Here is a 25,870-nt window from a genome sequence, read left to right on the forward strand (position 1 = left end):
CGGAAACTTCGATTGGCAAAACCTCGCCCTCCGCCGTTCGCCTTCTCAAACTATTCACCCGACGCACTCCCGTTCCCAAATGCCACAAAAACAGATCATCGCCATGGGTGGCGGCGGCTTCTCCATGGAACCGGACAATCCCCTGCTCGACGCCTACATCGTCGCCAGCTCCCCCAAGCCTCTCCCGACAGTTGGACTGCTGCCCACCGCCAGCGGCGATTCGGACTGGCTCATCTCCCGCTTCTACCGAGCCTTCAACCAGCTGCCCTGTCGCCCCAAGCACTTGCCCTTGTTCCGCCAACCGGTCGACCTTCAGGCCGAGGTCGCCGCCTGCGACATCCTATACGTCACCGGAGGCAATACCCGCAACCTGCTCGCCATATGGAAAGCGAGCGGTATGGACAAGCTCGTGCGAGACGCCTGGGAACGCGGCGTCGTCCTGGCTGGACTCAGCGCTGGAGCCATCTGCTGGTTCGAAGAAGGACACACCGACTCCACTGGGGCCCTCACCGCTATCGACTGCCTCGGCTTCCTGCACGGGAGCTGCTCGCCTCACTACGACGGCGAAGCGGAAAGGCAAGGCTCCTACCATCAACTTCTTAAATCGGGATCGATCCACGATGGGCTGGCTCTCGACGACGGAGCCGCCGCCCACTTCCTCGGGAGCAAGCTCGACCGAGTCGTCACCTCCCGCCCTCAAGCCAGAGCCTTCCACGTCAGCCTGATCGGCCAAGACATCCAAGAAAAGCCCCTCGCCACCCACTACCTCGGCGACGCATCCCACAGTCTCTCATGATCCGCCTTCTCGAACAGCGTATCCACTTTTCAACGATATCGACGCGTATGCCCTTCCGCTACGGGATCGCGACGATGTCGCGACTCCCGATCGCCTTCGTTTTTCTCAAGTTTCAATTCGGCGAACCCCGCTCCGAAAGCGCTTGGGGAATGGCGTCCGATCTCTTGCCGCCACGCTGGTTCAAGAAGGACCCCAAGCAAGCGCCCGAGGCCGAGATTGCTGAACTCAAAGCCGTACTGAACAAAGCGATCGAAACCGCCAAGGGTCTGCGCACCGAAACACCGTTCGCTTTCTGGGACCAGCTCTACCGCGCCCAGTTGGAGTGGGCCGAGGCGAAGGAAATCCCTCCTCTCCTCGCCAACTTCGGAACCAGCTTCGTCGAAAGGGCCTTGCTCGACGCCTTTTCCCGACACCAGCAAACGCCGCTTTGCGATCTGATCTATCGCCGCAAGCTGGGAATCGAGCTCGGCCCCCTCCACCCCGAGCTCTACGGGCTGTCGCCAGTGGACCTTTTACCGAAAACCCCGCTTTCCAGTATCCAGGTTCGCCATACGGTCGGTTTCGGCGATCCCCTGCGCGATTCCGACATCACCCCCGAAAACCAGGTTGCCGACGCCCTTCCGCAATCTCTCGAGGCGGCGATCCTTCACTACGGGATTTCCCAGTTTAAGGTAAAGATCAACGGACGCTTGGACGAGGACCTCGCTCGCCTGCGTTCCCTCGCCCAAATTTTCGCAGAGCGCTGTCCGCAAGGCTACGCCCTTTCTTTGGACGGAAACGAGCAGTTCGAAAACTGGCCCCAATTCCGCGCCTTCTGGGAACAGGCTCGGGCCGAGCCGGCTCTCCAAGCGCTCCTAAACAGGGTACTCTTCATTGAGCAACCGCTTTCGCGCCACAACGCCCTTTGCGACAAGGGTATCGGAAAGCTTTCTGACGGCAGCGAAACGCCCCCGGTGATCATCGATGAATCCGACGCAGGTTCCGAGAGCTTTCGCGATGCCCTCGACTGCGGCTACCGCGGGATCAGCCACAAGAACTGCAAAGGCGTCTTCAAGGGAATCGCCAATCGATGCTTGATCGAATATCGTAACCAAAAAGAGAATACGGGGCTATTCATGAGCGGCGAAGACCTTTGCAACCTAGGCCCAGTCGCCCTTCTGCAAGATCTCGCCGCCCAATCCCTGTTGGGCAACGCCAGCGTGGAGCGCAACGGCCACCACTATTTCTACGGCCTCTCCCAATTTCCCGCTGCCGTGCAGGAGCTCGTCTGCAAACACCATCCCGAGCTCTTCGAAAATCGTTCCGACCAGACTGCAACCCTCACCATCCGAGGCGGATCGCTTCCCACCGCCGGCCTGCATGAAGCCCCCTTCGGCACTCGCTTCCAGCCCGAGGAACTGGCAGCCGCCCTCGGCCTCTCCCCCTTGAGCTAGGGCTGCGAGCCCTTCCCTTGCCGCGCTTCCTCAAGGACTTTATCGTAAACTCAAAACCCTCTCGATTCTCCCCCTCCACTGCAGTCGGATAGAGCTCCTCGCAAGGCTTCGGGCGCTCTCCCGACATCGAAAACTCCAACGAGGACCCTACGAAATGAAACTTTTAGAACGCTTTCAAAGCACCCGCGAAATCATCACGCTCCACGAGTCCATCCCCGTGGAAAAAACCGCTGCGGAACTCCTGCAAAGCCACCTGCCCGAAGCAAAGATCGCGAACGGCGGCACCAGCCAAGGCAGCAACCTTACCGTAGCCGTTCTCACGCCCGAGGAAGCCGAGGCACGCTCCGTCAACACCGAAGGTAAAGAGGAGTGGATGTACCTCCGCGCCACGGAAGAATCGGGCATCGAGCTCTACGCCTCCCACACCTGGTTCCTCTACCGCCTTGCCTACCAGCTGATCCACGACTTCGGCAACCGCTCCGTTGCTGAGCTATCAGAGGGAGAGCTGCGACAAGCCACCTTCAAGAACCTGCGCACCGCCTACGATTCCCTCCTCAACAACCACGCCCGTACCGCCAAGGACTTCGACGCGGAGGACCACATCCGCGAGATGGCTCAGATGGGCTTCACCCATGTCGAGGTCAACGGACTGGCTACCACCTTCCCAGCTGAAGAAAACGCTCCCGGCGAACTGCTGTATTTGTTCTACACCTACTGCGCGGCGCTCGACCAATTCGTTTACAGCAGGCTCAACAAGGGAATCTATCCTTACCACTACCTGCAGGCCAACCTCAACAAGCTGGTCCGTTCCGCCCAGCTAGCGGAAAAGTACGGCCTCCGCGCCGGACTCGTTTGCTTCGAGCCACGCTCCGTTTCGGAGAAGCTACTCGAGCGCTATCCCATGCTACGCGGGGCTCGCGTCGACCACCCGCTGCGCAGCTTCCGTCCCCGCTACAACCTTTGCACCTCCCATCCCGTCGTGCTCGAGCACTACCAGGAAATGCTGGAGAAGATCATGCGGGCCGCTCCCAATATCGACTTCATGTCCATCTGGTCGAACGACAGCGGAGCCGGTTTCGAATACACCGCCTCCCTCTACGTGGGACGCAACGGCGGCGGCTACGAAATCCGCGAGTGGAAGGGCGAAAACGAGATCGTGGAGGCGGCGGCCAACAACATCCTGCGCTTCATGAAAACCTTGCGGGCCGCCGGCCGAAAGGTGAATCCCGACTTCCGCTGCATCCTCAAGAACGAAGTCTTTTACGCGGAACAGGACCATTTGCGGGCCAACCTCGAGCCCGGCCTGGAGTTCGAAACCAGCACCCTCGACACTAAGGGATTCGAAGGCGGGTATCAGCATCCTAAATACGATTGGGCGGACGACTTCATGTTCACCGGCCTTTTCAACCAGTTCCACGAAAAGGAGCGCCGCCACATGGACGCCATCGAGGCAAAAGGCTCGAACGTGCACGTCTACATCAACTCCGGCGCCTTCTGGAATCTGGAGCCGATCAAAGCGGTTCCCTACCCGAAACTCATGTGGGAAAAGCTGCGCGACCTGCGCGAGCAACGCGTCGACTACGTGGCCAACATGACTGGAACCATTCCCGATTCGCTGGCCTCCTACAATATCAACCAAGAAGTCCTGCGAGCCTTCCAGGCCGATCCGGAGCTTCCGTTGGAAACCGTGCTTAAACGGGCCGCTGTCCGTTGGATCGGCGAAGAAGACGCCGACCTGCTGGTCAAGGCTTGGCTCCTCGTGGACGAGGCCTACCGCAGCTATCCGCCTCCCGTCAGCGTGCTTTCCTTTTGGAGCACTTGGTACCGCATCCTCGTTCGCCCCTTCGTTCCCAACTTCGAAGCGCTCAGCGAGGAAGACCGGGCCTTCTACGAAGACTTCCACCTCGGCCACGCCAACAACCGCGTGCGCACCGACTTTCGCCGCGAGGTCAACTTCGACTTCTGTACGCCCGAATACGGAAACAAGTGCCGCCACGCCATCACCGACAACGTCTTCCCCCCGATCGAGCAAGCTATCGAGCTCGCTCGCCAAGCCCGCGACGCGGCTCCGGACGGCTCCCGACGCCAAGAGGTTTGGACCACCCTGCTGGAACGTTTCATCCCCATGAAAAACTGGTTCCGCACCCAACGCAACGTCGCCGCCTGGATCGAAGGCGTACACGGTTACCTGGAAGCCACCGACGAGAAAGCCAAGGCAGCAGCCCGCGAGCTGACCAAGCTCACCGTGCTCGACGAAAAGGCCAACGCCACCGCCTTGCTCGAACACGTGCGCTCCGCGACGACCGAATGGATGATCGCGTCCGCCGTCGGCGAAACGACCTTTATCTACGGATCCAACCTCGCGGAACTGCTCGAGAAGAAGATCGCCCTCATGGAAGGTCGCGAGGACGACGAGCCCTTCGTCGATCCCGACTACATGTGGCGCGTTCCCGGAATCAACTGCTAGCGCTATTCTAACTGAAACACGCCGCCCCTTTTTGATTCGTTCGAAGGGGCGGTCTCCTTTTCCGCCCTCGCCATGCTACAATCGACCAACCTGCTCGACACTCCGGACCTCGATCCTCCAATGGGGGACCTCTTTTCCTTCCGCACCCTTTCACAGTGCCGTTCCGTCTGGACTGAGCCCACCGATGGCGAAAGCGGAGCTCCCCAACGCCGCATCATCCACAGCCGCGTCTTTACTCCCACCGGCAAGGCAACCGTCAACCGCATCGGATTCCACAACGCCCCCGGCTACCACAAGTGCGGCAGCCATCAGGAAGACGACTGGATCGTCGATCTCCGTATCCTCACTCTGGACACGCCAAACTCGAATTGGCGAGAGCTCGAGTACCTTCGCGACCTTCCTCCCCAAGAAGCGGATAAGATCCACTGGATCGAACTGGGCGAACAAGAAACCTACGGGCTCATTCTGGAGATCCGCCGCTGCGGCATCGACGATTGGTGGACTCCTTGGAACCTCGCGGCCAACGCCTTTGTAGTGAAAGGCAAACTACACGAACCTATCGCGCCACGAAACGAGTCCCTCATCCAAGTTTCCCAAATTGACCTTTCCACCTTACCTGCCGGCTTGCAAGCAAGCCAGCGAGACGGAAAAGTCACCTTTAAGTCGAATTTCCTAGAAGTAGGATTCCTGCTGAGCCGCACCGGGTTCTCCCACCTCGGCATCGACCAACAAGGTCAAGGAAAGACCCAAACCAACCTCTTGCAGGTCGGCCCCGGATCCTTCCACCAAGGCACCATGCTCAGCCCTGTAGGCGACATCCCAGTCGCCGACCCTGCAGTGCGTTTTCGTTTCACCGGGACCGTATCGGTGAACGGAAACAAGATCGTCTACCAGCTGCAAAACCAACGCTGCGAGCAAAGCTACCGCTTGGAATGGACTGTCTTTCCGGAACGGATACACTTCAGAGTAAATCGCAACTCGAAGCAAACGCTCAGGGCCTGGCACAGCGCCGCCTGGCGCATGAGCTTTCATGCTCCCACCGCAGCCAGCCAGATCATCGCCATGATCGATCCCCAAGGACAGAGCGGCAGCTTCACCTCCCCCGCCATTCTGCATGCCCCCGCTCACGGGAGCTTCGCCCTGGAAGCGAAAGGCCAAGCTCAAGCTCGCCTGGAAGTCTTCCGTCCTCGCGACCGTATCGAACTTGAACTCAAAGTGGGAGAGTCTCCCCGCCCGGAAGGCGATTGGCAGCTGGAAGCGGGAGTGAACGAAGCCAGCTGGACATTCGCGGTAACCCGCCCCCACTTTCCGCTTGCTGAAAACACACCTGACGTTGTTCGCGCCGCCATCCAGCAAGCAGGCTTCACCGGATTGAACTTCCGACCGGACACCGCGACGCTCAGCAACAACGGGGCTTCCATGCACTGTCCCATTTCCATGGATACATGGTCCTGCCAATGCCTTCGCATGGGCGAACTTGTTCCCTCTCTACGCAGCGAAGAGCTTCTGCGCCTTTCTCTCGAGCGGTGGCTCGACGGCGGCCCCGGCTACGCAGGAGGAAACCTGAAACAAGACGGCGCCCTTCACTCCGGAGAGGACGAGTACCTCATGACCGGCACCGCCGCCTTGCTCGGGCTTGCTGAATACCTAAGCAAAGCCGCCTCCTCCGAATGGATTGAACGCTTCTCCCTCCAAATCGAGAGAAAGCTCCGCGAGATGAAAGAGCGCGACCTTGACGGAGACGGATTGATCGAGAGTCCCTACCGCACCGGCACCTCCGGATCCCAGCAATGGAGCACCTGCTGGTACGACGTGATCTCCTACGGCTGGAAAGACGCCTTCGCGAACGCCCTACTCTACGAGGCCCTGCAACACCTGTCCGACGCCCTGCCCAAAACCTCGCTCGCCCATTGGTCCGCCCCCCTCGCGCAATGGAAGACGCGGCTGCGCGATTCCTACTTCAACACCTTCTACAATCCGGAAACCGGTTGGCTCGCCGGCTGGGTTTGCCGCGAAGGCAAACGTCACGACCACGCCTTCCTCGCCGTCAATGGAGCAGCCGTCGCCGTCGGCCTCGTCCCGAAGGACTCCGCAAAAGAGCTCCTCCAAGGTTTGCTCGAAGAGGCGAAAGCCGTTGGCATGCCATCCGCCCAATTAGGACTTCCGGGCAACCTGCGCCCCATCCCCGACGAGGACCTGTCCGATATCATCCAAGGCTACCCGTTCGGCTACTACCAGAACGGTGGCAGGACCCACGCTCAAGCTCGCCATTTCCTGCGGGGGCTCTACGCAGTCGGACTTCACGAAGCGGCCGACGCTATGCTGCAAGAGCTCTGCGAAGGATTCGCCGACGCATCCGTCTTCGGCGGCTGCAAGAGCGGGCTGGACTGGCGCTACTGGGACGACCGCCCCTGCGGCTACGAAGGCTTGTTGACCGACCAGTTCGGCATCATCGGTCTCATCCTCGAACGCTACGGCGTCGATCCGACTTAGCTCTTTCGATCCCATGCGCGTTCAAAAGGGCACCAATCCTGTTCCGTCCTCCGATTTTAAGTTTATCGGGGGCCTGTTGGAGAAACGAAATGCGCCGTCTCATACTGGGACGGAAGCAAAGCCGTAGAAACAAGGAGAATCCCGATGGAACGATTTCTAGTCGTTTATTCAGATTTCGGATACACCATCCGTGAACTCCGGAACAAAGAAAATCCGCGGCCGATACCTCATCGCACCATAACCTGGACCACACAGCCTACCGCGCCGATCCCTGCGCACCCTTGAGCTTCGCGAATACGTTTAACCGACTTGGCGAGAGCCTCGCTTTACTCTTCGATTTATCGAGTCGAGAAATCCCCCATACATCCCATGTCATCACTTAACCGAAGACGCTTTCTTGCAAGGGCGACACTTCTAGGAGCAGCTGCCATTCTCCACAGAAATGTATCCGCGAATACACACCCCTCACCATCACTGAATCTGAAAATGTCACGCATTCCCCTCATTCATGTCACCGATCTCTACCACTCTCCGCAGGATCCGGACGACCAGCTAGACTTGCTCACCGTTGCTGCCTTGCCGGAGTTCGACCTCAAAGCAGTCATCCTCGACTGCACGCAACCCTTTCTCGAACCAGCCCCCGCTGGCTGGGATGTACGACGCGACCCGGGCTACGTACTGGTCGCACAGTTGGGTCATATCCTCGGCCGTACCTTCCCTTGCGCCCTCGGTCCTCTCGAACCGCTATCGTCGCCAAGCGACGATGCACGCTCCCGACCGCGCAGCGAACAGGCCGGGATCGACCTGCTTCTACAAAGCTTGGAAGCGAGCCCAGAACCGGTCCTCATCTCTTCCGTCGGTTCCGCCCGCATCATCACCGCCGCCTTCAACCGAGCGCCTGACTTGGTCCGAAACAAAACGCGGGCCGTGCTGCTCAACGCTGGCGCCACCGCTGGAGAGAAAAGAGAATGGAACGTAGGCCTCGACCCACATGCCTACACCGGACTTTGGCGCTCGGGCATTCGCATCCATTGGTACCCTTGCGCCACGGAACACAGCGCTTTCAACCGCAGGGACCCTCGCGGCACCTATTGGAAAGCCAGCCACGAAACCCTATTCCACGACATTCCAGAAGCAATCCGAGCATGGATCGCCTACGGCTTTTCTGGTTCCGCCCGTGGAGATATCATCAGTTCCTTGACCGATCTCGGCAAAGGCGCCGTCTGGGAACACGTGCTTGCTGGCGAGCGCAATATGTGGACGACTGCCTCCCTTGTCATGGCCGCAGGTCGCAGCCTCGCTAAAACGCCGCACGGTTGGCGTTTTTTGCAGGCCCAAGCCGCATCCGGCCTGGAAACTTGGCCTTGGCGACTGGACTCCATAAACGCCGCGGTCGATAACGAGACGCTCGTCAAATGGAGCGTAAGCGAATCGGAAACGCCGCACAAACTCTTCGGCCGAAAAGAAGGGGTCGGCTACGGAGAGGCAATGGCCCAAGCCTTGAACGCCCTCTTCCAATCGATTCCCGTATGAACAATTCTTATACAAATCCCGTTGGAGACGACCTCCTCATGGGAGATCCCTTCGTCCTCAAAGCGGAGGGCAGCTACTACCTTTTCGGCACTACCGATCCCGACCGCGGCTTCCGTTGCTACCAGTCCGAAAACCTCCGCGACTGGCGAGAGCTGGGCTTCGCCCTTGAGAACGGACCCAAGGATTGGGGCAACGCGCCGTTTTGGGCGCCCGAGGTGATAACGTATCAAAATCGCTACTACATGACCTACAGCGCCCAGCACGGCGACACTGGACGCCTGCTCAGCGCAATCGCAGTGAGCGACCGCCCTCAAGGCCCCTATAGGAACTGGCACGCGCCTTGGTTCGACCTCGGCTATTCCGCCATCGATTCCCATATCGTCTGCGACACTGAAAACAAACCGTTCCTACTCTTCAGCCGAAACGGGGAACAGGACGGCTATTCCTACGGCAAGGTCTACGGAGCCCCCCTCAAAGCCGACCTATCCGGCCTTGAAAGCGAACCCGTTCTCCTACTCGAAGCGGACCAAGCCTGGGAAAGGATCGCCTGGAACTCCAACCGCTGCAACGAAGGGCCATTCGTCATCAACGAGGATGGAACATATTACATGACCTATTCGGCCAACCATACTTTCCGTCCCGGCTACGGCATAGGATACGCCACCGCCGCTCACCCCTTGGGCCCTTGGACCAAGGCCGAGGAAAACCCCATAGCGGGAACCGATCTCGCGAACGGCTACTCCGGAGCGGGTCACAATTCAATCGTCTCTTCGCCCGACGGAAGCGAGCGCTTCATCGTCTATCATACCCACCAAGACCCTGCGGATCCCAACAACGAAAAACGCAGCGTCAACATCGACCGCATATTCGTGGAAAGCGGGCACTTGCGAATAGAGGGTCCAACCCGTTCTCCGCAAGCCCTACCTTCCGGCAGCTGATAAACTGATCCTGTATCTATCGAATTTTTACAGCGGTTTGCTGGTGAGCAGACCGATACCGCGCCCCTTTTCCCCAACTGCGTTGTAGTACATATAAAACGTTTCGTTACTCGGGTTCCATACGATGGAAATTTTGTGGGCGTATTGAGAATCCAAACCGGCTGGATGACCGCCACTTTTATAAAGCGGCTCCGGATCGATTGTCCAGTGCTCCAAATCGCGCGAGTAGGCCATCATGATGTGAGCTCCCCCTCGCCCCACTCCAAAAAAGAACATAGACCAATGGTCCTCGTCCCAGAACACCTTGGCATCTGAACAGAAAACCTCGTGGAACGATCCGTCTTCTCCGTTGCTCAGAATAGGATTTCCGGTGTAGCGGTTCCACTGATACAAATCTTGAGAGGTAGCCAAGCCCATCTGTTCGAACTTCCCTTTCGCAGCATTGTAGAAATTGTAGAAACGACCATCATGCTCCACAAGCCAAGGAAGGAAGATGCAGTCCTTTTCCCAATTTCCGCACTTCTCATCAAAAACGGAGAGAATAGGATCTTCCTTCACTCGCTCCCAAGCAATCCCGTCAGAGCTCGCGGCAATCCCTTGGCTGCCGGGAGGAAGTTCATACCCGCCCTGCCTTGGAAAGGCTAAATAGAGAGAGTAGTAGAGCCCGTCCCGCTTCTTGAGGATGCGAGGAGCCTTCAAGTCGTAGTCTTCATACTGATACGCTCCGATGACACGACCGCCGAAGTCAAATTCCCCTTCCGGACCGTAGCTCATGGCCAGTCTGATGTTTCGCCAATTAACCAAGTCCTCGCTGTCAGCGATGAACGACTGGTAGCCACGGCCATCGTAACCGAGAAAACTCATGTAATAAAGTGGATCATCCGGTAATTGGAAAACGGTCGGCACGTCCGTCATGTGCACGTTCTCGACCCCCTCTATCTCTGGGACAGCTGGTATCACATGCTCAGGATAATAGTGCCAGTTGCGAAACTTCTCAGACCATTCCTCGGCTTGTTCAACGGAAATGCGAGAGGCGACATTCTTAACGGAATCGTTCGAGTTGTTATTCATGATTCAGGGTAAAGTTGCAGGCCACCCGAGGACACAGGTCCAGCGGCACCCAAGGCTTGATTCTGTGATCCAAGCAATCCGAAGCCACAGACGAATTCACCGCGATTCCCGGTTTACAGTAAATGCGCAAGACCTGAAAACAGGCCTGCCAAAGCCCCGTTTTTCCGCACCATCGTGAGCGCAATCCAAACTGATTTTCGCAAATGCATACCCCCCAAAAAAAACTACAATACCCGGCAACTGCGCGGACCGCCTCCGTCGCCAATCTCAACGGACGACCCAGCATCCATATAGACGGAACTCCCGTCTCGCCGCTGATCTACGCCCTCACCGATGTACCTTCCGGGAGGTGGTCATGGGAAGAGCTTCCCCAGCACAACATCGCGCGTTTCTGCGAGAGAGGGATCAAGCTCGTGCAACTGGACCTGTCCCTCCAACATATCTGGAAGGAGGACGGAAGCTTCGACCTCAGCGTCGCTCAGCGCCAGATCCAAGGGGTGCTCGAAGCCTGTCCCTCCGCTAGCGTGATCTTCCGTTTCCACGTGAGAGCTCCCTTATGGTGGCTTAAATCCCATCCGCAGGAATGGGTCGCGTATGCGGATACCGACTACGTTGACGAGCAAAGCTGGGGACTGCTTCGAATCATAGAACACGACAACAATCCAGTCCGCCGGGTAAGCATGGCCTCACGTCTCTGGCGAGAGGAAATTACCATCCAGTTCAAACGCTTTCTCACGGAATTCTCCGCAACCCCAGAAAGCCGCGCCCTCGTGGGAATCCAAGTAGCCAATGGCGTCTACGGAGAGTGGCACAATTGGGGCTTCTTCGACAACGAACCGGATGTCAGCGAGCCGATGACCCAGGCCTTCAGAGACTGGCTCAAAAACAAGTATGGAAACGTGGATACATTGAGACAGGCCTGGGGACAACCCGATGCCGATTTCGCAACCGCTCAAACGCCTGGCGTAGAGCAGCGCCGGACCGACGGCATTTTCCGCGACCCCAAGAGACAAGCAGCAGTGGTAGACTTCTACGACTGCATGCACCAGGTCACAGCCGACGCTATCATTCACTTCGCCCAGACGGTGAAGGAAGACTGGCCCCGCCCCATCATCGTGGGCACCTTCTACGGCTATTTCTTCTCCTGCTTCGGGCGCCATGCGGCCGGCGGGCACCTTCACCTGCAGCGCATCCTCGACTGCGATGCGATCGACTACCTCAGCGGCCCCCAAGCCTACGAGCCGGAAGCCATCGAGCTGGGCGACCCCTACCGCTCCCGCAGCCTCATCGACTCGGTTCGCATGCACGGCAAGCTCTGGCTCGACGAAATGGATTGCGAGCCCAAGACCCCGATCCTGAAGGACTCCGACTACTCGGAGCGCGTGCAGCAAAGCGTCGCCGACCTGAGACGCAATACCGCCTTTTCGCTGACAAAGGGAATGGGGCTCTGGTACTACGACTTCAACGTCTCCGGAGTAGATCTCGATGGCTATACGCACCCCTTGTGCGGCTCCCAGGGCAATTGGGATCATCCCGTGCTGCTACGCGAGATTGAGCGTTTGCGCGAATTACAGGCCGCCTACGCGAAACAGCCACACAGCAGCATGGCAGACGTGCTCATGGTCTACGACACAAAGAGTTTTTACTACACTGCTAGCTTGAAGCACAGCGACCCCATCAGTCCGGCCTTGCTGGACCACCTCACGCTCGCCGCTTTCCGCAGCGGCGTCGTATTCGATACCATCCACTTGGACGACCTGCCGCAGATGGACCTCTCGCCCTACCGGGTCATCGTATTCGGAAACACCTTTGCGCTGAATGCTGACATGCGTCAGTGGATACAGAGCAAGGTCGCCTGCAACGGGCGCCACCTGATTTGGAACTACGCTCCCGGATACATTTCTCCGCAAGACCGATCAGCGTCGCTGCAAAACGTGGAAGAGCTATGCGGCATCAAACTGAAGGAGATTTCGATCGACGCTCCCCCGACTGTGGAGTTAGGCGATTGTTTCGCAGAGGCCACCTCTTACACCGTGGGCGACTCGCCAATTTCTCCGCTCTTCGCAGCGGAGGACGTCAAGGCAGAAACCTTGGCCCGTTTCGCAGGTAGCGATAGTGCCGCGATTGCCCGCAAAACCTTTCCCAACCATACGAGCTGGTTCGTCAGCCTTCCCAGCAAAGCGACCGAGCCCTTCCGCACCCTCCTCGAGCGCTGCGGCGCCCATTGCTACGGCGAGCCTGACGCATTCTTCTACGGTGGTAGTGGAATTCTCGCGACGCACAGTTTGAGCGGAGGGCAGAGAGAGATTCGACTGCCCAACGGCAAAACGATCTCCCTCCCACTGCCTCCAGGACCCGCCACGGTCATCCTCGATGGCTCAACAGGCGAGATTCTTCTCAACGAGTACGGCGTCGATCGCGGGGAGCTCGTCGAGGCTTACCCTGAGTAAGAGGGCGTTCTCCCCAGTGTGAAAGGGCTTGGGCACTTGCTCAAGGCCCCTATTCCCCCAAGCGAATCCTTCTTCCACCGATTCGTGTCGCTGGATTTTGGATACCTCACAGAGCCATCCCCTAAAGCAGTATACTTGCGAACGGCACGCCTGTTCCTTGCGGCAAGCTGCAGCGAGCCAAAATTTTGGTCGCTCTCCTGCAAAGCGGCATGCCGCAAGCGGCAGCCCTACGATATCAATTTGGGGCACAGCCTGAGACGTCTCGCTCTTGAGAGTGCAGGTAACCGTCCTTGTTCGCTAGAAACGAAAAGAGTTTATCACCATTTTGCCGGGAGACGCTTTCGAGCGTAGGGCTGGCGCTCGCGCCAAGCCGACAATTGAGTAGCGAGCTGCGGCACGTCGCAAGCGACGGTTCTACAGGTAAACAGCAATTCCACTGCTTTTGGCGATGAACCAAAAAAAGCCGGCTCCCCAAAGGGAGCCGGCTTTGAAACAAGAGGCTGAGCTCGAGCGATAGGAGCTTAGAAATTAAGCGTAGCCGAAGCTGAGATCAAACGGCCTTCCTCGATACGGTAGAGAAGACTGCCGTCGGGATTTGCGACGAAGGGAATCAGACCATCATGGTTGGTGAGATCCTTGATGTTGATCTGGAGATCGAGGGAACGATCATCCTTCAACTGGTAGGACGTGCGAGCGAACACATCGAGGTATGTCTTCGAGGGCGCGTAGAATGGCTTGTCGATGTCCAGGGCGTAATCGCCCAGTTCGTTCGTGCTCACTTCGAAGCCAATACCCGTCTTGTCCTGCCAACGGAGGCCACCGCCAACGGTCAGGTCCCCCAGCCAACCAGGAATGACTCCGCTGTCGGAACCGAATTGGTAGTTGGTATTGAGAGCGAAGCGCCATTCAGCCTGTTCCTTGGCAGGGTTACCGTCTTGCAGGGCCGCACGTTGGACGGCCTCTACGATGGATGTCTGCGCCCGCTCAGCGAGAGTCTGAGTGGCACCCTCATCGATGTAATAGTTCTGGGCGAAGGTGCTGTTCACCCAATTATCGAGGACGAACTCCTCAACGTATCGCCGCATCTCGGGGTAGGTGTTATCGGCAATCGTTTCCTGCTGACCCGCGGTGAAGAACAGAGTCCACTTGCGGGTTGGATTGTAACCGATTTCGACTTCCATCCCCTCTGCCTTGAAGTCCTGCGTTCCGGTGTCGGAAGAGTTACGAAGAGTGGTCGCAGCGTCGGGGTTACTCCAGTCAACTTGGAAGCCATTCACAGCGATCACGCCGGCGGGAGGCAGTACCGCTTGGACATCCGCGACAGTGAAGCCGGCATTGGCAGGATTGTTCAGCTCATGAGCCAGACCACGCAGGATTCCTTCCGAAGCGTAAAGGGCACCTTCTTCGAAACGATTATTGACCACGGCGGATTCAAACCAGTTGAAACGAGCGGAGAACTTGCGGTCGAGTCCATCGATGATGAATCCCATTTCTTCGGTGGTACCAGCAGTCGCGCCGACGGTATCGTTGAAGATGGTTACATTGCTGCCTGTTGGACGGAAGTTGTCTGCTTCGCTCTTGTAGACGGAGAGTTCGAAGGGAAGACGATCCCGCAGGAACGGAGGCGTGTGGATCATGACCGAATAGGAAGTCGTATCGTCGTCAGCGGTGACCTCGTAAGGCCCCTGAGGTCCGGCTAAGTAGACGGGATCAAGGGTGTCTCTGATGTCCTGACGGGCATTCGCGACCGAACGGCCAGGTCCTGTGGCTGTAGTGGCTTTGTCGTTACGCCACGTTCCAGTGAGGACCACTGTATTGTCCCAGAGGGAATGCTGGCCAATGATCACCTCTGAATCAACCGTGTTGATATCCTTGTTCGCGTGGGACGCGGCAGGCCAGCTGTTGGGTTGATAGAGCGTGTTGATCACGGAATCGAAGTTGACGAATTCTCCGTCCGTCGGATTCCATCCGGTGAAGTTAGCGGAGATGGGCACAATGCTCATGTTGCTCCGTTGGCGACCAAAGGAAACACCCTGAATCCCCACTCCAGCGAGATCGTTGATGGAAGTGATGTTGAGGAAGTTCGTGTCGTTCGTAACGGGGAGCGCGAACTCCTGACCGCTCCGCTGAGTCACCGCGTGGTGGCCTGGGAGGTAGGTGTCGAGGTCATACGAATCGATAGGATCGGCTCGGGCCGAATAGAGCGTCTGATTGTAGTGGGTGCTCTCGTCGATCAAGCCGGTCAGGGTGAACTTGCCCAAGAGGCGGGTCATCCAGCTGTCCTCGTCCATAAAGTCGTTGAAGCGAACTTCGACATAACCTTGGAGACGAGTGGAGTCGCGATCGTTGTAGATACGATTGCCGCCTGAACCGCCACCCATTATCGGACGGCCGAAGGTCGGGTTTGGAACCAAAGTTCCTTGGGCCGAACCATCCGTGGTGGCCAGCATGTACTCGTTGATATCGATGTAGATAGTGCGCTGCTGGACACCTTGCAGGGAGTTGTTACCCGCGCTTTCGAAGGTCTGCTCGTTGTGGGAGAATTCCAAGCCTAAGCGATTGTCGAACCAGTTGCCTTCGAGGCTAGCGGTATAGTTTTCCCACTCGCCGTATTGTTGAGCCGTGCCTCCGCTGAACAGATTCTTCCGGTAGTCGAAGATGCTGCGATCCGTGATCTGGTGAGAAACGAAACCGTTGCTGAAGAAGGGGGCCGTGCCGGGAGCAACGGGCGTTCCGTCAGAATAGTAACCCGAGCGGCGAATGATGTTAATTTCGTCCCAAGCCTTGATTCGCATCCACTGACCAGCAGGGGCGCCGGGCTCGGTGAGGCGTTGGTTCTCCGGAGGGAGCGCCGAATCGGCGGGAGTCTGGACGAGGTAATTGTGGCCGCCAAAGGTCGGATTAGGATCGTTCGGATCCTGATAGAAGCGGTAAAGACCAACGGATGCTCCATTCCCAGAGGAGAGATGCATTACGTTGGAGTTGGCCACGCCGGGGAAGAAAGTACCCGTGCCGCGAAAGATGGCCGCGCCTTCAGCCGGAGAACTGGAGATGGGCTTACCCAAGTTAATCCACGGCGTGATGCCATCGTTGGGCAGAACGTAGTCTGGGTTGGAGGAATGGCGCTCGGCAACTTCCGCGCTTCCGCGAGCGGTGAGGTTAAACGGTAGCTTGCCAGTTACGGCCACGAAGAGGCGGTCGTCTTCCAGAAACGCCTGCTTCTGTTCGTAACCTTTGTCCTCGGATAGCGCCGCGATACGGATGGCAACTTTGTCCGTTACCTCCTTATTGTAGCGCAAGGAGTAGCGAGCAGTGCCGTGTTCGTCGGTTTCGAAGCGAATGCGGCCACGGTCGCCATTGAAATCGGCGCGAATGGTAGAAGCATTGATGATACCACCCGGGCTGCCAAGACCGTAGAGGGCCGAGTTGGCGCCACGCTGGACTTCTACACGATCGGTGTTGAAGGTATCAAACGGGATGTTGGTGAGAAAATAGTCACGAGTGAGGTCGGCGCTAGCCAAACCACGCACGCGGGTCAAACCGCCGCTAGGGTCGTCACGCTGTTGCTCAGGAATCGGGTTGGCGCCTTGAGAACCGGAGTGATTACCGCCCAGGCCACCGATCTCGGTGTTGGGGGTAAAGATGAGAACATCTTCGAGGTTGGTGGAACCGGTATCCTGAAGAAACTCCTTGTTCACGACAGATATGGAAGAACCAATGTCGCGCATTTCCGTTCTCAGTCGCGTTCCGGCAAGGGTGGATGTGGCGCGGTAGCCAACGTCGTCGTCGCCAATGACCTCGAAGGGCGACAGCTCAAAGACCTCATCTTCATCAGAGGCAGCGTCTTGGGCATACAGTCCCGAGAGCGCGAAAACACTGCATAATGGCAGTGACATTCTTAGTAGTTTCATAAGGCGTATTTTTAGAGGTGTTCTAATAGGGGTAATTTGACGGCCACTAAGCAAATCCAAGAAACGAGTCTGCGTACCAAATAAGCGATTCCAATAAGGGGAGCTTGCCTACTTTCTTCGATACATGAAATCAGGTCTGTGGTGGATTGATGCTTCGTTTCTCGCGAAACAGAGAGTGGCTGACCTTACAAAAAACCTATCCGATTTACCTCAATTTCATCTACCCATTTGCTGTTTTACAGTAATCCGTAAACCGCCCCTTCACGAGCTTCCTTGGGCCTATAATATAGCTGCAAATAAGCGGTCGCGGCGAGAAAGCTACCAGACCGGGGATATCTTCAAGCGAACGGAAAACCCTAACTCCAAAGCGGTTCAGCCGCAAGCGAGCACACGGTTTTGCGCCCCGTAGCTCGATCTGAGCAGAACACGCTAGCCTTCCCGGCAACCCCGCGCTTTACTGTAAAGCACCCTGAGCTTTCTCAAAACGGCTCAACTTCGGACACATTCGTTCATACCCTACCCCCCTCACCTTCAAACTTGCCAAATCACCTTGTGAGCGAAGCGTTTACACCGATCAAAACGGCGATCGTCGGCTACGGGCAAAGCGGAGAGCTTTCCCACGCCTACGGCATTCAAGCCAATCCAGAGTTCGAAATCGTGGCCATCTGCGACCTGTCGCCCCAGCGACGCCAATTCGCCCAAGAAAGCATCGGCTGCCCGGCCTACGCCGACCACCGCGAACTCCTGGATTCGAAGGCAGAAATCGAACTCGCTTCCATCGTCACTCGATCCGACACCCATTGCCAAGTAGCCTGCGACTTGCTAGACGCCGGCGTCAACGTGCTGATCACCAAGCCGTGGGCGGTCAACACCAAGGAAGCAGATCTCCTGATCCGAGCTCAGCTCGGCAGCGGCAAACTGATTTTCCCTTGGATACCGATGTATTGGTCTCCCGAATACTGCAAAATCAAGCAACTCGTAGAGGAGAACGCCATCGGACGCGTCTTCACGATTCGCCGCTACATCGCCCAGTTCAGCAAACGCGAAGACTGGCAAACAGAGCTCAAGTTCGGTGGCGGCTACCTCAACAATTGGGGAGCCCACATCGTGCAACCGCTCCTCGAGCTGGCAGGCAGTCCGGTAACGCGAGTCGGCGGACACCTTCAGCAGGTCATCAACGGCGGAGACGGCGACGACAATTTCCTCGCTCTCCTGGAATTCGAAAGCGGCATTCTCGGCATCGCCGAGTACGCTCAAGCCACCGAGGGGCTCCCATCCTTTCTTGTACAAGGCACTCAAGGTACCATCGTATCGGACGGAGAAACGATCACCCTCGTGCAAAAGGACCCAGCCTCGACCAAGGTCCCCCGACGCAACGAATTCCCCATCGAAGGAAAACGTTTCGGCGACGAGGCCCACATCTACCGCGACGTCGCAGCAACGCTGCGCCAAGGCTCGCCCTTCCGAGCATCGCTCGAAGATGCCTATCAAGGCACGCGAGTCCTCGATGCAATCAGGGAAGCTCACCACAAAAAGAGCTTCGTATCCGATTTCCTATCACTCAACAGCAAGCTGGAAACGTAGGACAAGCATCCCCACGAGCCAACGAGCGTGCGGCCAGACAGCAGCGCCGAGATCCACCCTAATACGACACCCCACTTTCACCCCAATTTCCATGTAAGCCCTAAACCTAGGAAAAACTGGATACATCGATCAAACACCCCAACAAACCAGCCCCCAAGCCGATGAAAAAGATACAACCCTCATGCAAGACCATCGCGAAGGAAGCCGGCGTCAGCCGCATGACTGTCTCAATGGCCCTTCGAGACCACCCCAGAGTGGCGCCTGAAACGAGAGAACGCATCAAGGAAATCGCCAAGCGACAAGGCTACACCCCCGACCCCAACCTGACCGAACTCATGCGCTACTTGCGCAAGCGGGATATCAGCAAGGAGGAGCCCGTCATCGCCATCCTTAACCCCAAGCGAGCCCCGCTGAACAAGCTGTGCAAGGACTCCCTTCTCATCCGGGAAGGCGTTAAGCGACGGGCGGAGGAACTGGGCTTCAAAACCGAAGACTTCTGGCTGCACGAACCGGGCATGAGGCTCAAGCGCATCGTACAGATCCTCGAGACCCGCGGCATTCGCGGCATCGTGGTATTGCCAGTGGAAAACCTGCAAGACGTCTTTTCCCTGCCGCAAGAAAACTTCACCGGCGTCGCCACTTGCGGCGTGGCAGCAAAACTTGGATACAACCAAGTACACCCGCACTTCTACCAGTCCATGCACATGGGCGTATCCAGCTTGATGGAGCAAGGCTTCAACCGTATCGGTTTCTGCATTACGCACTCGGAAGACGAACGCTCCAACCACCTGTACCAAAGCTACCTCCTCTGGCACCAAAACAATACACCGGCCAAGAACCGCGTGCCCATTCTCTCGAGCGAAGAGATCACCCGCGAGCAGTTCATCGCCTGGGTCAAGAAAGGAAAGCCCGACGTCGTTCTCAGCCCCAACATCGAGCACTACCAATGGCTCAAGGACGCGGGCTTCAAGGTCCCCGAAAACCTCAGCTTCGCCGCACTCAACCCTGCAACCGAGGAAACCGGCGAGATCGCTCAGGTTCGCATCGGCTTCCGCAAAATTGGAGCCACCGCCGTCGACCTGCTCAAGTCGAAACTGGCCAACGAGCAAGTCGGTCCCATGCACAACCCCGCCGTCACCTTGATTCGCGGCGAGTGGGTCGAAGGCAAGAGCGTCAAGCCGCCCAAAGGTTCCCCCAAGGCCCAAGAGGAAAAGCCCGTAAACCTGCAAAAGGTGGGATAGGAACGAGCAGTTCGAAACACATTTAAGCACACCGCAAAGCGGCCTTCCCTACCCGGGGAAGGCCGCTCTTTTTTAACGATCCTCAAACGTAATAAAAGAAGGCGGGAGGGACCGGTTCCACCCGGTCCGCTCTGCCTCCTTGAAAAGACCCCCCAAAAAAACAAGGTTCACGACCAAAGACAGTGGAAATTGCTGGCTATGCATTCGGTCCCACTGTGGGAAGCGGCCTTGTGCCGCGATTGGACAGAATCGATCGTGCCACAAGGGCACTTCCCAATGAAAATCACTATCCCCGCAAAAGGGTGAATCCCCCCCAAAAAAAAGCTCAGCGAATCGAAACCATCACCCACAGCAGGAAGATCACGCCGCCCACGGCCAGCCAGCTTCCGCCGAAGCCGAGGATGTCCATCTTGTCCGGCTTGGCGATTTCCCAGTTGCTGTTGGGGAACATCTTCTTGGCCTCGCGCTCCTCGGGGTTCTCCGCCGCGTAAGCGACCGCCCTTTCGTCTTCCTCCGGCGTCGCTTGTACCGGCGTATAGATTTTGCCGAAGAAGTAGTCGAGGCGACGCTTGCTCACCGGCTGCGTAACGAGCGATACCACAATCAAAATAAGGAACGGGAAGAAGGCGTTGAAGAAGAAGCGGGCCGCGACCAATTGAGACTTCTTGAACTCGGTGAAATCGATGCCGAACCAGCTCATGACCCACAGCTCCGACTCGAAGCGCCCGATGCCGATCAAAGGCGAATTCGGATCTTCCGGATCCTGGCGGACCACCTTCTCGAAGAAGATGCCCTTGGGCTCGACGTAGACCTCCTTTTCGATGGTGTCACCCACCTGCTCCGCTCGCCCGAGAGCAACGTCTTCCTTCAGGGCCGGAGCCTTGTAAACGTGGGAGAAGGACTCCGTTTGCTGCAGGAACGCCGGGTTGGTGCGGGCCCAATCCAAGGACATGAAAACGTTGGGAACGATGGCGAAGATAGCGAAGCAAATCGCGACCTCCACGATGACGGCCACTTTCGTCAGCCTCCGCCAAATGAAGCCCAACCAGATGGGTGCCCCGAATATCGCCGGAATCGAGATGAAGTACTTGAAGAGCTCCAGCAGGTTGTCGACGTAGATCGCCGCTCCGATGCCTCCGAACAAAGTCACGCCGATCACGACCCGGCCAACCTTGATGTAGTGCTTTTCCGACTTCTCCGGACGGAACGGCTGGTAAAGGTTCTTGATGAAAAGCGCCGAGTTGGAAACCGAGAGCGCGTCCAAGGTAGACATGTTCGCAGCGAGGATTCCCACCAGCATCAGGCCAATCGCCCCCGGAAGCAGGAGGTCGCGGCTCATGTGCCCCCAAGCCAAATCCGGGTCGTGCAGCTTGCCGGCGTACAGTCCTACCGCGATCAGGCCTGCCAAAATCCACGACAACATGAGCAGCCGCTTGAAGAACATGCCGCCGATGATGCCGAATCGCGCGGAATTCTCGTTGGTGGCCGATCCCGCGGTGAGCATGGCTTGAGCCACCGCCACAATCGCCACCAACTGCGAACAGGCCATCGCGAAAATGGTATACCAACCGTACTCGCTTAACGAAATCGATCCGAACAGCTCGAACTTAAAGGCGGGCACCGCCGCGTGCAGGCCGGAGAAGCCGCCCAGCTTGGAAAGCCCCAGCGGAATCAGGATCATGGAAAACAGCACGATCAGGAAGCCCTGTATCACGTCCGTGATGGCAGCCGCCCTGAACCCTCCCATCATGGTATAGATGGCCACAATCAGGCCATAGCCGACGTAGAACACCAAGGGGTTCGTGTAAGAGTAGAACGAACGCAGCTCGCCTCGCAGGTTCTTTTGCCGCAGCACTTCGTAGCGCTCCTGCTGCACTTCGCTTCGCTCGGAAACCGTCAAGGCATCGAGTTCATGGTACTCGTTGAATTCCTCAACCGTCGTACGCTCCTCCACTGTGAGAGCTTCCGCCGGCTTGGGAGTGATTGCCATCATGGTCTTCCCTGCAACCATGTAGCCGACTCCCCCGCCCACGAAGGCCATCAAGAGGGTGAACACTGCGTAACTGCCGCCGAGAAAGGGACTCTTGAAACGCTCCGTAAAGAAGTCGCCCAAGGTCGTCAGGCGCACACGACGGAAAAAGAGAGCAGTAAACCAGTAGAAAGGCGTGATGAACAAAACGAGGAATTGTATCCACATTCCCCCTACTCCTTGCCGGTAAGTCTCGCGCGTGACTGCCACCGCTTGGTCGGCGTTGGTCGACGCCCCGAAATTCAGGAAGAACTGGTAGAACTTTCCAAGCGATCTCCCGGCCAAGAAAAACTCCGAGGTATCGTCATTCGATTCGCCCGCCTTTTTGCCGAGCCAAAGGATCACTACCAAGTAGATGAGTAGTACGATTATGTCTAAAACGTGAAGTCCGAGAAATTGCATGAGGGGTGGTAGAAGGTATAACAAACAATGCGACCCGCCCCGCTTGCCTCCGCAAACCGAAACGAATCGCTCAATTACAACACAGTGTCACCAATCCAACCTAGGTAAACAACCGATCTGAACGATGTACGGTAAAACGGGGGCCGCCTTGGGATTGCTCCCGATTAGAGGGAAAAAGAAACGTATTCACCTGAGCCTATGCAAAATTTGACCTACACTAAAACCGGCAAACCGGAGTTCGATACCCTCGTCCCCAAAATCCGCGCCTTCCTGGCGAAAGACACCATGGACATGCTTATCGACGGCGAACCGATCCGCGGCTACCGCTCGCCGGACACCCCCGCCGTCTGGATCCGCGACCACAGCGACATCATGCGCGGAGCCCGATTCTTCGAGCAAGACCTCACCTCCGCCGTCACCCATTTCGCCAACACCCAAGCCCGCAACGGCCGCATCTTCGACTACTTCACCGTACAACCGGAAAAGGTCCCTTGCGAAAAGGAAAACTGGACCAAATACGTGCGCGTCCCGGTGGAGGCCGATGTGGAATACCGCTTCATCAAGGCCGCCTTCCTCGCCTGGCAGGCAACCGGCGACGACCTTTGGATGAGCTCGCTGATTCCCTCCATGGAAAAGGCCCTCAACTACGCCTTCACCCACCCGTGGCGCTGGGATCCGGAGCGCCAGCTCGTCAAGCGGGCCTACACCATCGACTCCTGGGACTTCGCCTACACGGCCGGCAGCCACGACTGGCTGCAGTTCCAAATCGACGACAACACCTTTTGGGGCATCATGCACGGGGACAACAGCGGCTTCTACGAAGCGTGCCTCCTGCTCGCCAAAATGCTCAAGCGAGACAAGCAAAGCGAAAAGGCCGCCCACTGGACCCGCTTCGCCCAAAAGCTCAAGAAGCGAATGAACGAGGTTTGCTGGAACGGCACCTTCTACACCCACTTCGTCAAGCAAAACCCCGTGAAGATAGAGGGGGTCGACGAAGCCAGCCAATTGAGCTTCAGCAACCCCATGAACGTCAACCGCGGCGTGGCCAGCCACGAACAAGCCGTGTCCTTGCTGAACGAATACCTGAAACGAAACGCCGACGGGAACGCCTTCGCAGAGTGGTACTCAATCACGCCCGCCTTCCCCGACGGCATCTTCGGCGAGGAGAAAATCGTGGCCGGCGCCTACTCCAACGGCGGGATCATGCCCTTGGTCGGTGGCGAACTCGCTCGCGCCTACCTCGAGCACGGCTTCGAGTCCCAAGGCGTCGCCACCCTCAAGAAATACCACGACCTCATTTCGAAGAACAACGAGACCTACCTCTGGTACTTCCCGGACGGCACCGCCTCCTCCATCGAAACCAGCTCCAGTCCTGACGCCACCCCTACCGACGGTTGGGGATCGAGCTCCATGCTGCACGGCTTCGTCGAAGGCCTCGTGGGCGTCCAGGATCAGCAAAGCCTTTGGGAAGACATCGTTTTGAGCCCTCGCTGGCACGCCGCCGGAGTCGCGGAGGCGGAAGCGAGCGTCGGATACGAGTGCTCCGGAGCTCAATTCCAGTACACGTATCAAGAAAGCAACGACAGCATTTCCCTTTCCGTCGCCAGCAAGAACAGCCGCTGCAAGTGCCACTTGATGATCCCGGAGAGCGCGAAAGTCGCCTCGGTCCAATCGCAAGGGCAGTCCATCGAGTTCGAGCAATCGAAGGTGCAACAAAGCAACTATCTCGACTTCAAACTCGCTGTGGCCGACGGAGCCGACATCCAAATAAAATTTAAATAGAGCGACTTCACTGCTTAACGCTTGAACGACGAAGGCCGGAGCCCCCGCTCCGGCCTTCCCCATTTTGGACGCATCCTCCCATTCGCGTCCGACCCAATACCTAGTACCCTTTGAAATGCACCGGATCGTCCGGCTGGCGAAAGCGCGTTTGGTAAGTCTTGTTGCTCGCAGCAAGCTTCAAAAAGACGTCCAGCGGCTTCACCTCGACCGGCCCCTCCAAGTTTTCCACGACCTCCACCAAGCTGTTCACGTCGTTCGACTCTCGCACATGCACGAGCAAGAAATAGGGTCGCTTGCTGTTGAGAACGATCAGCTCGTTCAAATCAGCCGTCACCTCCTCGCGCGGCCGTTTCGGGTCAATATAATAGTCGTATGACAGCATGGGACGCGTATCCCTCAGGTCGAACGTGCGAGCCGGTCCATAGCCATTGATGAAACCGATCACATCCGGGAAGGCTTCATAGTATGCGTCCACCGTTTCCTTGAACAAGTCGGCATTGCCCACGTTTCCATCCGCTGCCGAGTTGTCCATGATCTCCATCACGCGTTCGTCAAGCACCGCCATCAACTCCTTGGCCTCCTCCATCAACTGCGGAAAACGCTCCTTCGGAATGTTATTTGGATACATGTAGCCTGGCCCGGAAAGCCCGCCGATAAAATAGTCGTTGGGCGTGGCCGACTCGTGAAAATACTCTAGCGCCGCCGGGGAGAACTTGGTCCAGTTCATCGTCACCTGCCAGGCAAAGGGGAGCTTGCCCCGACCGGGCTTGGTCCAAACGCCGATTCCAATGCTGTCCGACTGCACGAAGGAAATATAAACCTTCTCCTCCGCGACCAAGGTCTCGTCGAGGCCCACATGATGGTTGTTCGTAAACCTGAAACCGGGAGTGAAGCTGAACTGGCAGTTGTAGCTCAAGTTCGGCAAATTGTGCAGCCCTTCCATCTTCAATCCGTAGAGCGAGAGCAACATCGTAGACTGCTCTTCCGTATCCTTTCCATAAGGATGCCAGCCAAAAACCGTCGCCCCCGGATTCAAGTCCTCCAGTAGTTGCCGATTCAATACAAGCTCGTCCGCCTCGTTCGGATCCGCCGACAAGTCGTGAAAGAACATGCGCTCGCGAATCCCCCAGTCCGCCATGGCTGGCATCATCACGCGGCCGCGATGTCCGCCCATCAACATGATCTTGTCCCGGTTGCAGCGATGCCAGTAGCGCTCGATCGCGTCTCCGTAAATTTCCGCGTCGGACTGCCCAGTGTAGCGCCCCCGCAAATCGTCGATCTCCTTCAGGCCAACCTTGCGCACCAAGGGAATCAGTTCCTCGCTCACCACGACCGCGTCTTCCAGGCCAGCGATCGTGAAGGCCACATTCAGGGAGGGCCCCACTTCCTTGTCCCACACGACATAACCTTTGGCCGCAGACTTGAAACGCTTCAGCGCCGCCTTCGCATCGGGAATCTCGCTAAACGCCACCCCATGCTTCCGCTGATAGAAGTCGTAGAGCGGCTCCGTGATCTCCCACTGAAAGTCGGCCGGATGGATAATGTACAGCTGGGCTTCCTCGCGGTTGGCAAGGCCTTGCAGGCTCACCAGCATCGCCTTTTCCGGAAGCCCGCTTGCGACCTTCCAATCCAAGTCGAAGCGCATGACCCAAGCCTTTTTGGACGGTTCAGCCAACGTCGTCAGGCCCATTGCCAGCGACAGGACGGCTGCGAGAGAAATCTTTAAAGTACGTGTCATGG

At 57.5% G+C, this 25,870-nt stretch carries 14 protein-coding genes; 10 read left to right on the forward strand and 4 right to left on the reverse strand.

The annotated features are described in order from the left end of the window. The first annotated feature begins 79 nt into the window (after positions 1 to 79). The 6 genes from IEN85_RS00160 to IEN85_RS00185 all read left to right on the forward strand — a co-directional run bounded on the left by IEN85_RS00160 (position 80) and on the right by IEN85_RS00185 (position 9,660). Entirely contained in the window at positions 80 to 796 is a 717-nt protein-coding gene (locus IEN85_RS00160; RefSeq protein WP_191615037.1) for a Type 1 glutamine amidotransferase-like domain-containing protein, read from the forward strand. Then, positions 793 to 2,229 (forward strand): enolase-like domain-containing protein, encoded by a 1,437-nt coding sequence (locus tag IEN85_RS00165; RefSeq protein WP_191615038.1) that lies wholly within the window; start codon positions 793 to 795, stop codon positions 2,227 to 2,229. Before IEN85_RS00160 ends, IEN85_RS00165 begins: the two co-directional genes overlap by 4 nt. Positions 2,230 to 2,383: 154 nt before the next feature. Further along, positions 2,384 to 4,696, forward strand: a complete 2,313-nt coding sequence (locus IEN85_RS00170; RefSeq protein ID WP_191615039.1) for a hypothetical protein — start codon at positions 2,384 to 2,386, stop codon at positions 4,694 to 4,696. Between the two features lie 72 nt (positions 4,697 to 4,768). After that, positions 4,769 to 7,189 (forward strand): glucosidase family protein, encoded by a 2,421-nt coding sequence (locus tag IEN85_RS00175; RefSeq protein WP_191615040.1) that lies wholly within the window; start codon positions 4,769 to 4,771, stop codon positions 7,187 to 7,189. A gap of 486 nt (positions 7,190 to 7,675) precedes the next feature. Next, the gene (locus IEN85_RS00180) at positions 7,676 to 8,722 is read left to right on the forward strand and encodes a nucleoside hydrolase (RefSeq protein WP_191615041.1); all 1,047 of its coding nucleotides are present in this window, start codon (positions 7,676 to 7,678) and stop codon (positions 8,720 to 8,722) included. Next, positions 8,719 to 9,660: a glycoside hydrolase family 43 protein gene (locus tag IEN85_RS00185; protein WP_191615042.1), complete on the forward strand. Its 942-nt coding sequence runs from the start codon at positions 8,719 to 8,721 to the stop codon at positions 9,658 to 9,660. The genes IEN85_RS00180 and IEN85_RS00185 overlap by 4 nt, the downstream gene beginning before the upstream one ends. Before the next feature lie 27 nt (positions 9,661 to 9,687). Here IEN85_RS00185 and IEN85_RS00190 read toward each other — a convergent pair whose 3' ends face one another. Next, positions 9,688 to 10,731: a glycoside hydrolase family protein gene (locus tag IEN85_RS00190; protein WP_191615043.1), complete on the reverse strand. Its 1,044-nt coding sequence runs from the start codon at positions 10,729 to 10,731 to the stop codon at positions 9,688 to 9,690. A 203-nt stretch (positions 10,732 to 10,934) separates the two neighbouring features. Between IEN85_RS00190 and IEN85_RS00195 the strand changes: the two genes are divergently transcribed. After that, a complete protein-coding gene (locus IEN85_RS00195) occupies positions 10,935 to 13,181 on the forward strand; it encodes a beta-galactosidase (RefSeq protein WP_191615044.1) in 2,247 nt (748 codons plus the stop codon). Between the two features lie 521 nt (positions 13,182 to 13,702). Here the strand turns inward: IEN85_RS00195 and IEN85_RS00200 are convergent. Beyond that, positions 13,703 to 17,077, reverse strand: a complete 3,375-nt coding sequence (locus tag IEN85_RS00200) for a TonB-dependent receptor plug domain-containing protein (protein WP_224772372.1) — start codon at positions 17,075 to 17,077, stop codon at positions 13,703 to 13,705. A 552-nt stretch (positions 17,078 to 17,629) separates the two neighbouring features. Here IEN85_RS00200 and IEN85_RS00205 point away from each other — a divergent pair. Together IEN85_RS00205 and IEN85_RS00210 are read left to right on the forward strand one after the other, a co-directional pair. Continuing rightward, positions 17,630 to 18,676 (forward strand): Gfo/Idh/MocA family protein, encoded by a 1,047-nt coding sequence (locus IEN85_RS00205; RefSeq protein ID WP_191615045.1) that lies wholly within the window; start codon positions 17,630 to 17,632, stop codon positions 18,674 to 18,676. Between the two features lie 161 nt (positions 18,677 to 18,837). Continuing rightward, entirely contained in the window at positions 18,838 to 19,917 is a 1,080-nt protein-coding gene (locus IEN85_RS00210; RefSeq protein ID WP_191615046.1) for a LacI family DNA-binding transcriptional regulator, read from the forward strand. A 325-nt stretch (positions 19,918 to 20,242) separates the two neighbouring features. On the opposite strand, the gene IEN85_RS00215 is transcribed toward IEN85_RS00210, so the two are convergent. Further along, positions 20,243 to 22,348, reverse strand: coding sequence for a sodium:solute symporter family protein (locus IEN85_RS00215; protein ID WP_191615047.1), 2,106 nt, complete (start codon positions 22,346 to 22,348; stop codon positions 20,243 to 20,245). Positions 22,349 to 22,546: 198 nt separating this feature from the next. Between IEN85_RS00215 and IEN85_RS00220 the strand changes: the two genes are divergently transcribed. Beyond that, on the forward strand, positions 22,547 to 24,130 hold the full coding sequence (locus tag IEN85_RS00220; protein WP_191615048.1) for a glucosidase family protein: 1,584 nt from the start codon (positions 22,547 to 22,549) through the stop codon (positions 24,128 to 24,130). Positions 24,131 to 24,230: 100 nt separating this feature from the next. Here IEN85_RS00220 and IEN85_RS00225 read toward each other — a convergent pair whose 3' ends face one another. Continuing rightward, a complete protein-coding gene (locus tag IEN85_RS00225) occupies positions 24,231 to 25,868 on the reverse strand; it encodes a GxGYxYP domain-containing protein (protein ID WP_224772373.1) in 1,638 nt (545 codons plus the stop codon). Positions 25,869 to 25,870: the final 2 nt, after the last annotated feature.

The organism is Pelagicoccus enzymogenes, assembly GCF_014803405.1.
Lineage (GTDB): Bacteria > Verrucomicrobiota > Verrucomicrobiia > Opitutales > Opitutaceae > Pelagicoccus > Pelagicoccus enzymogenes.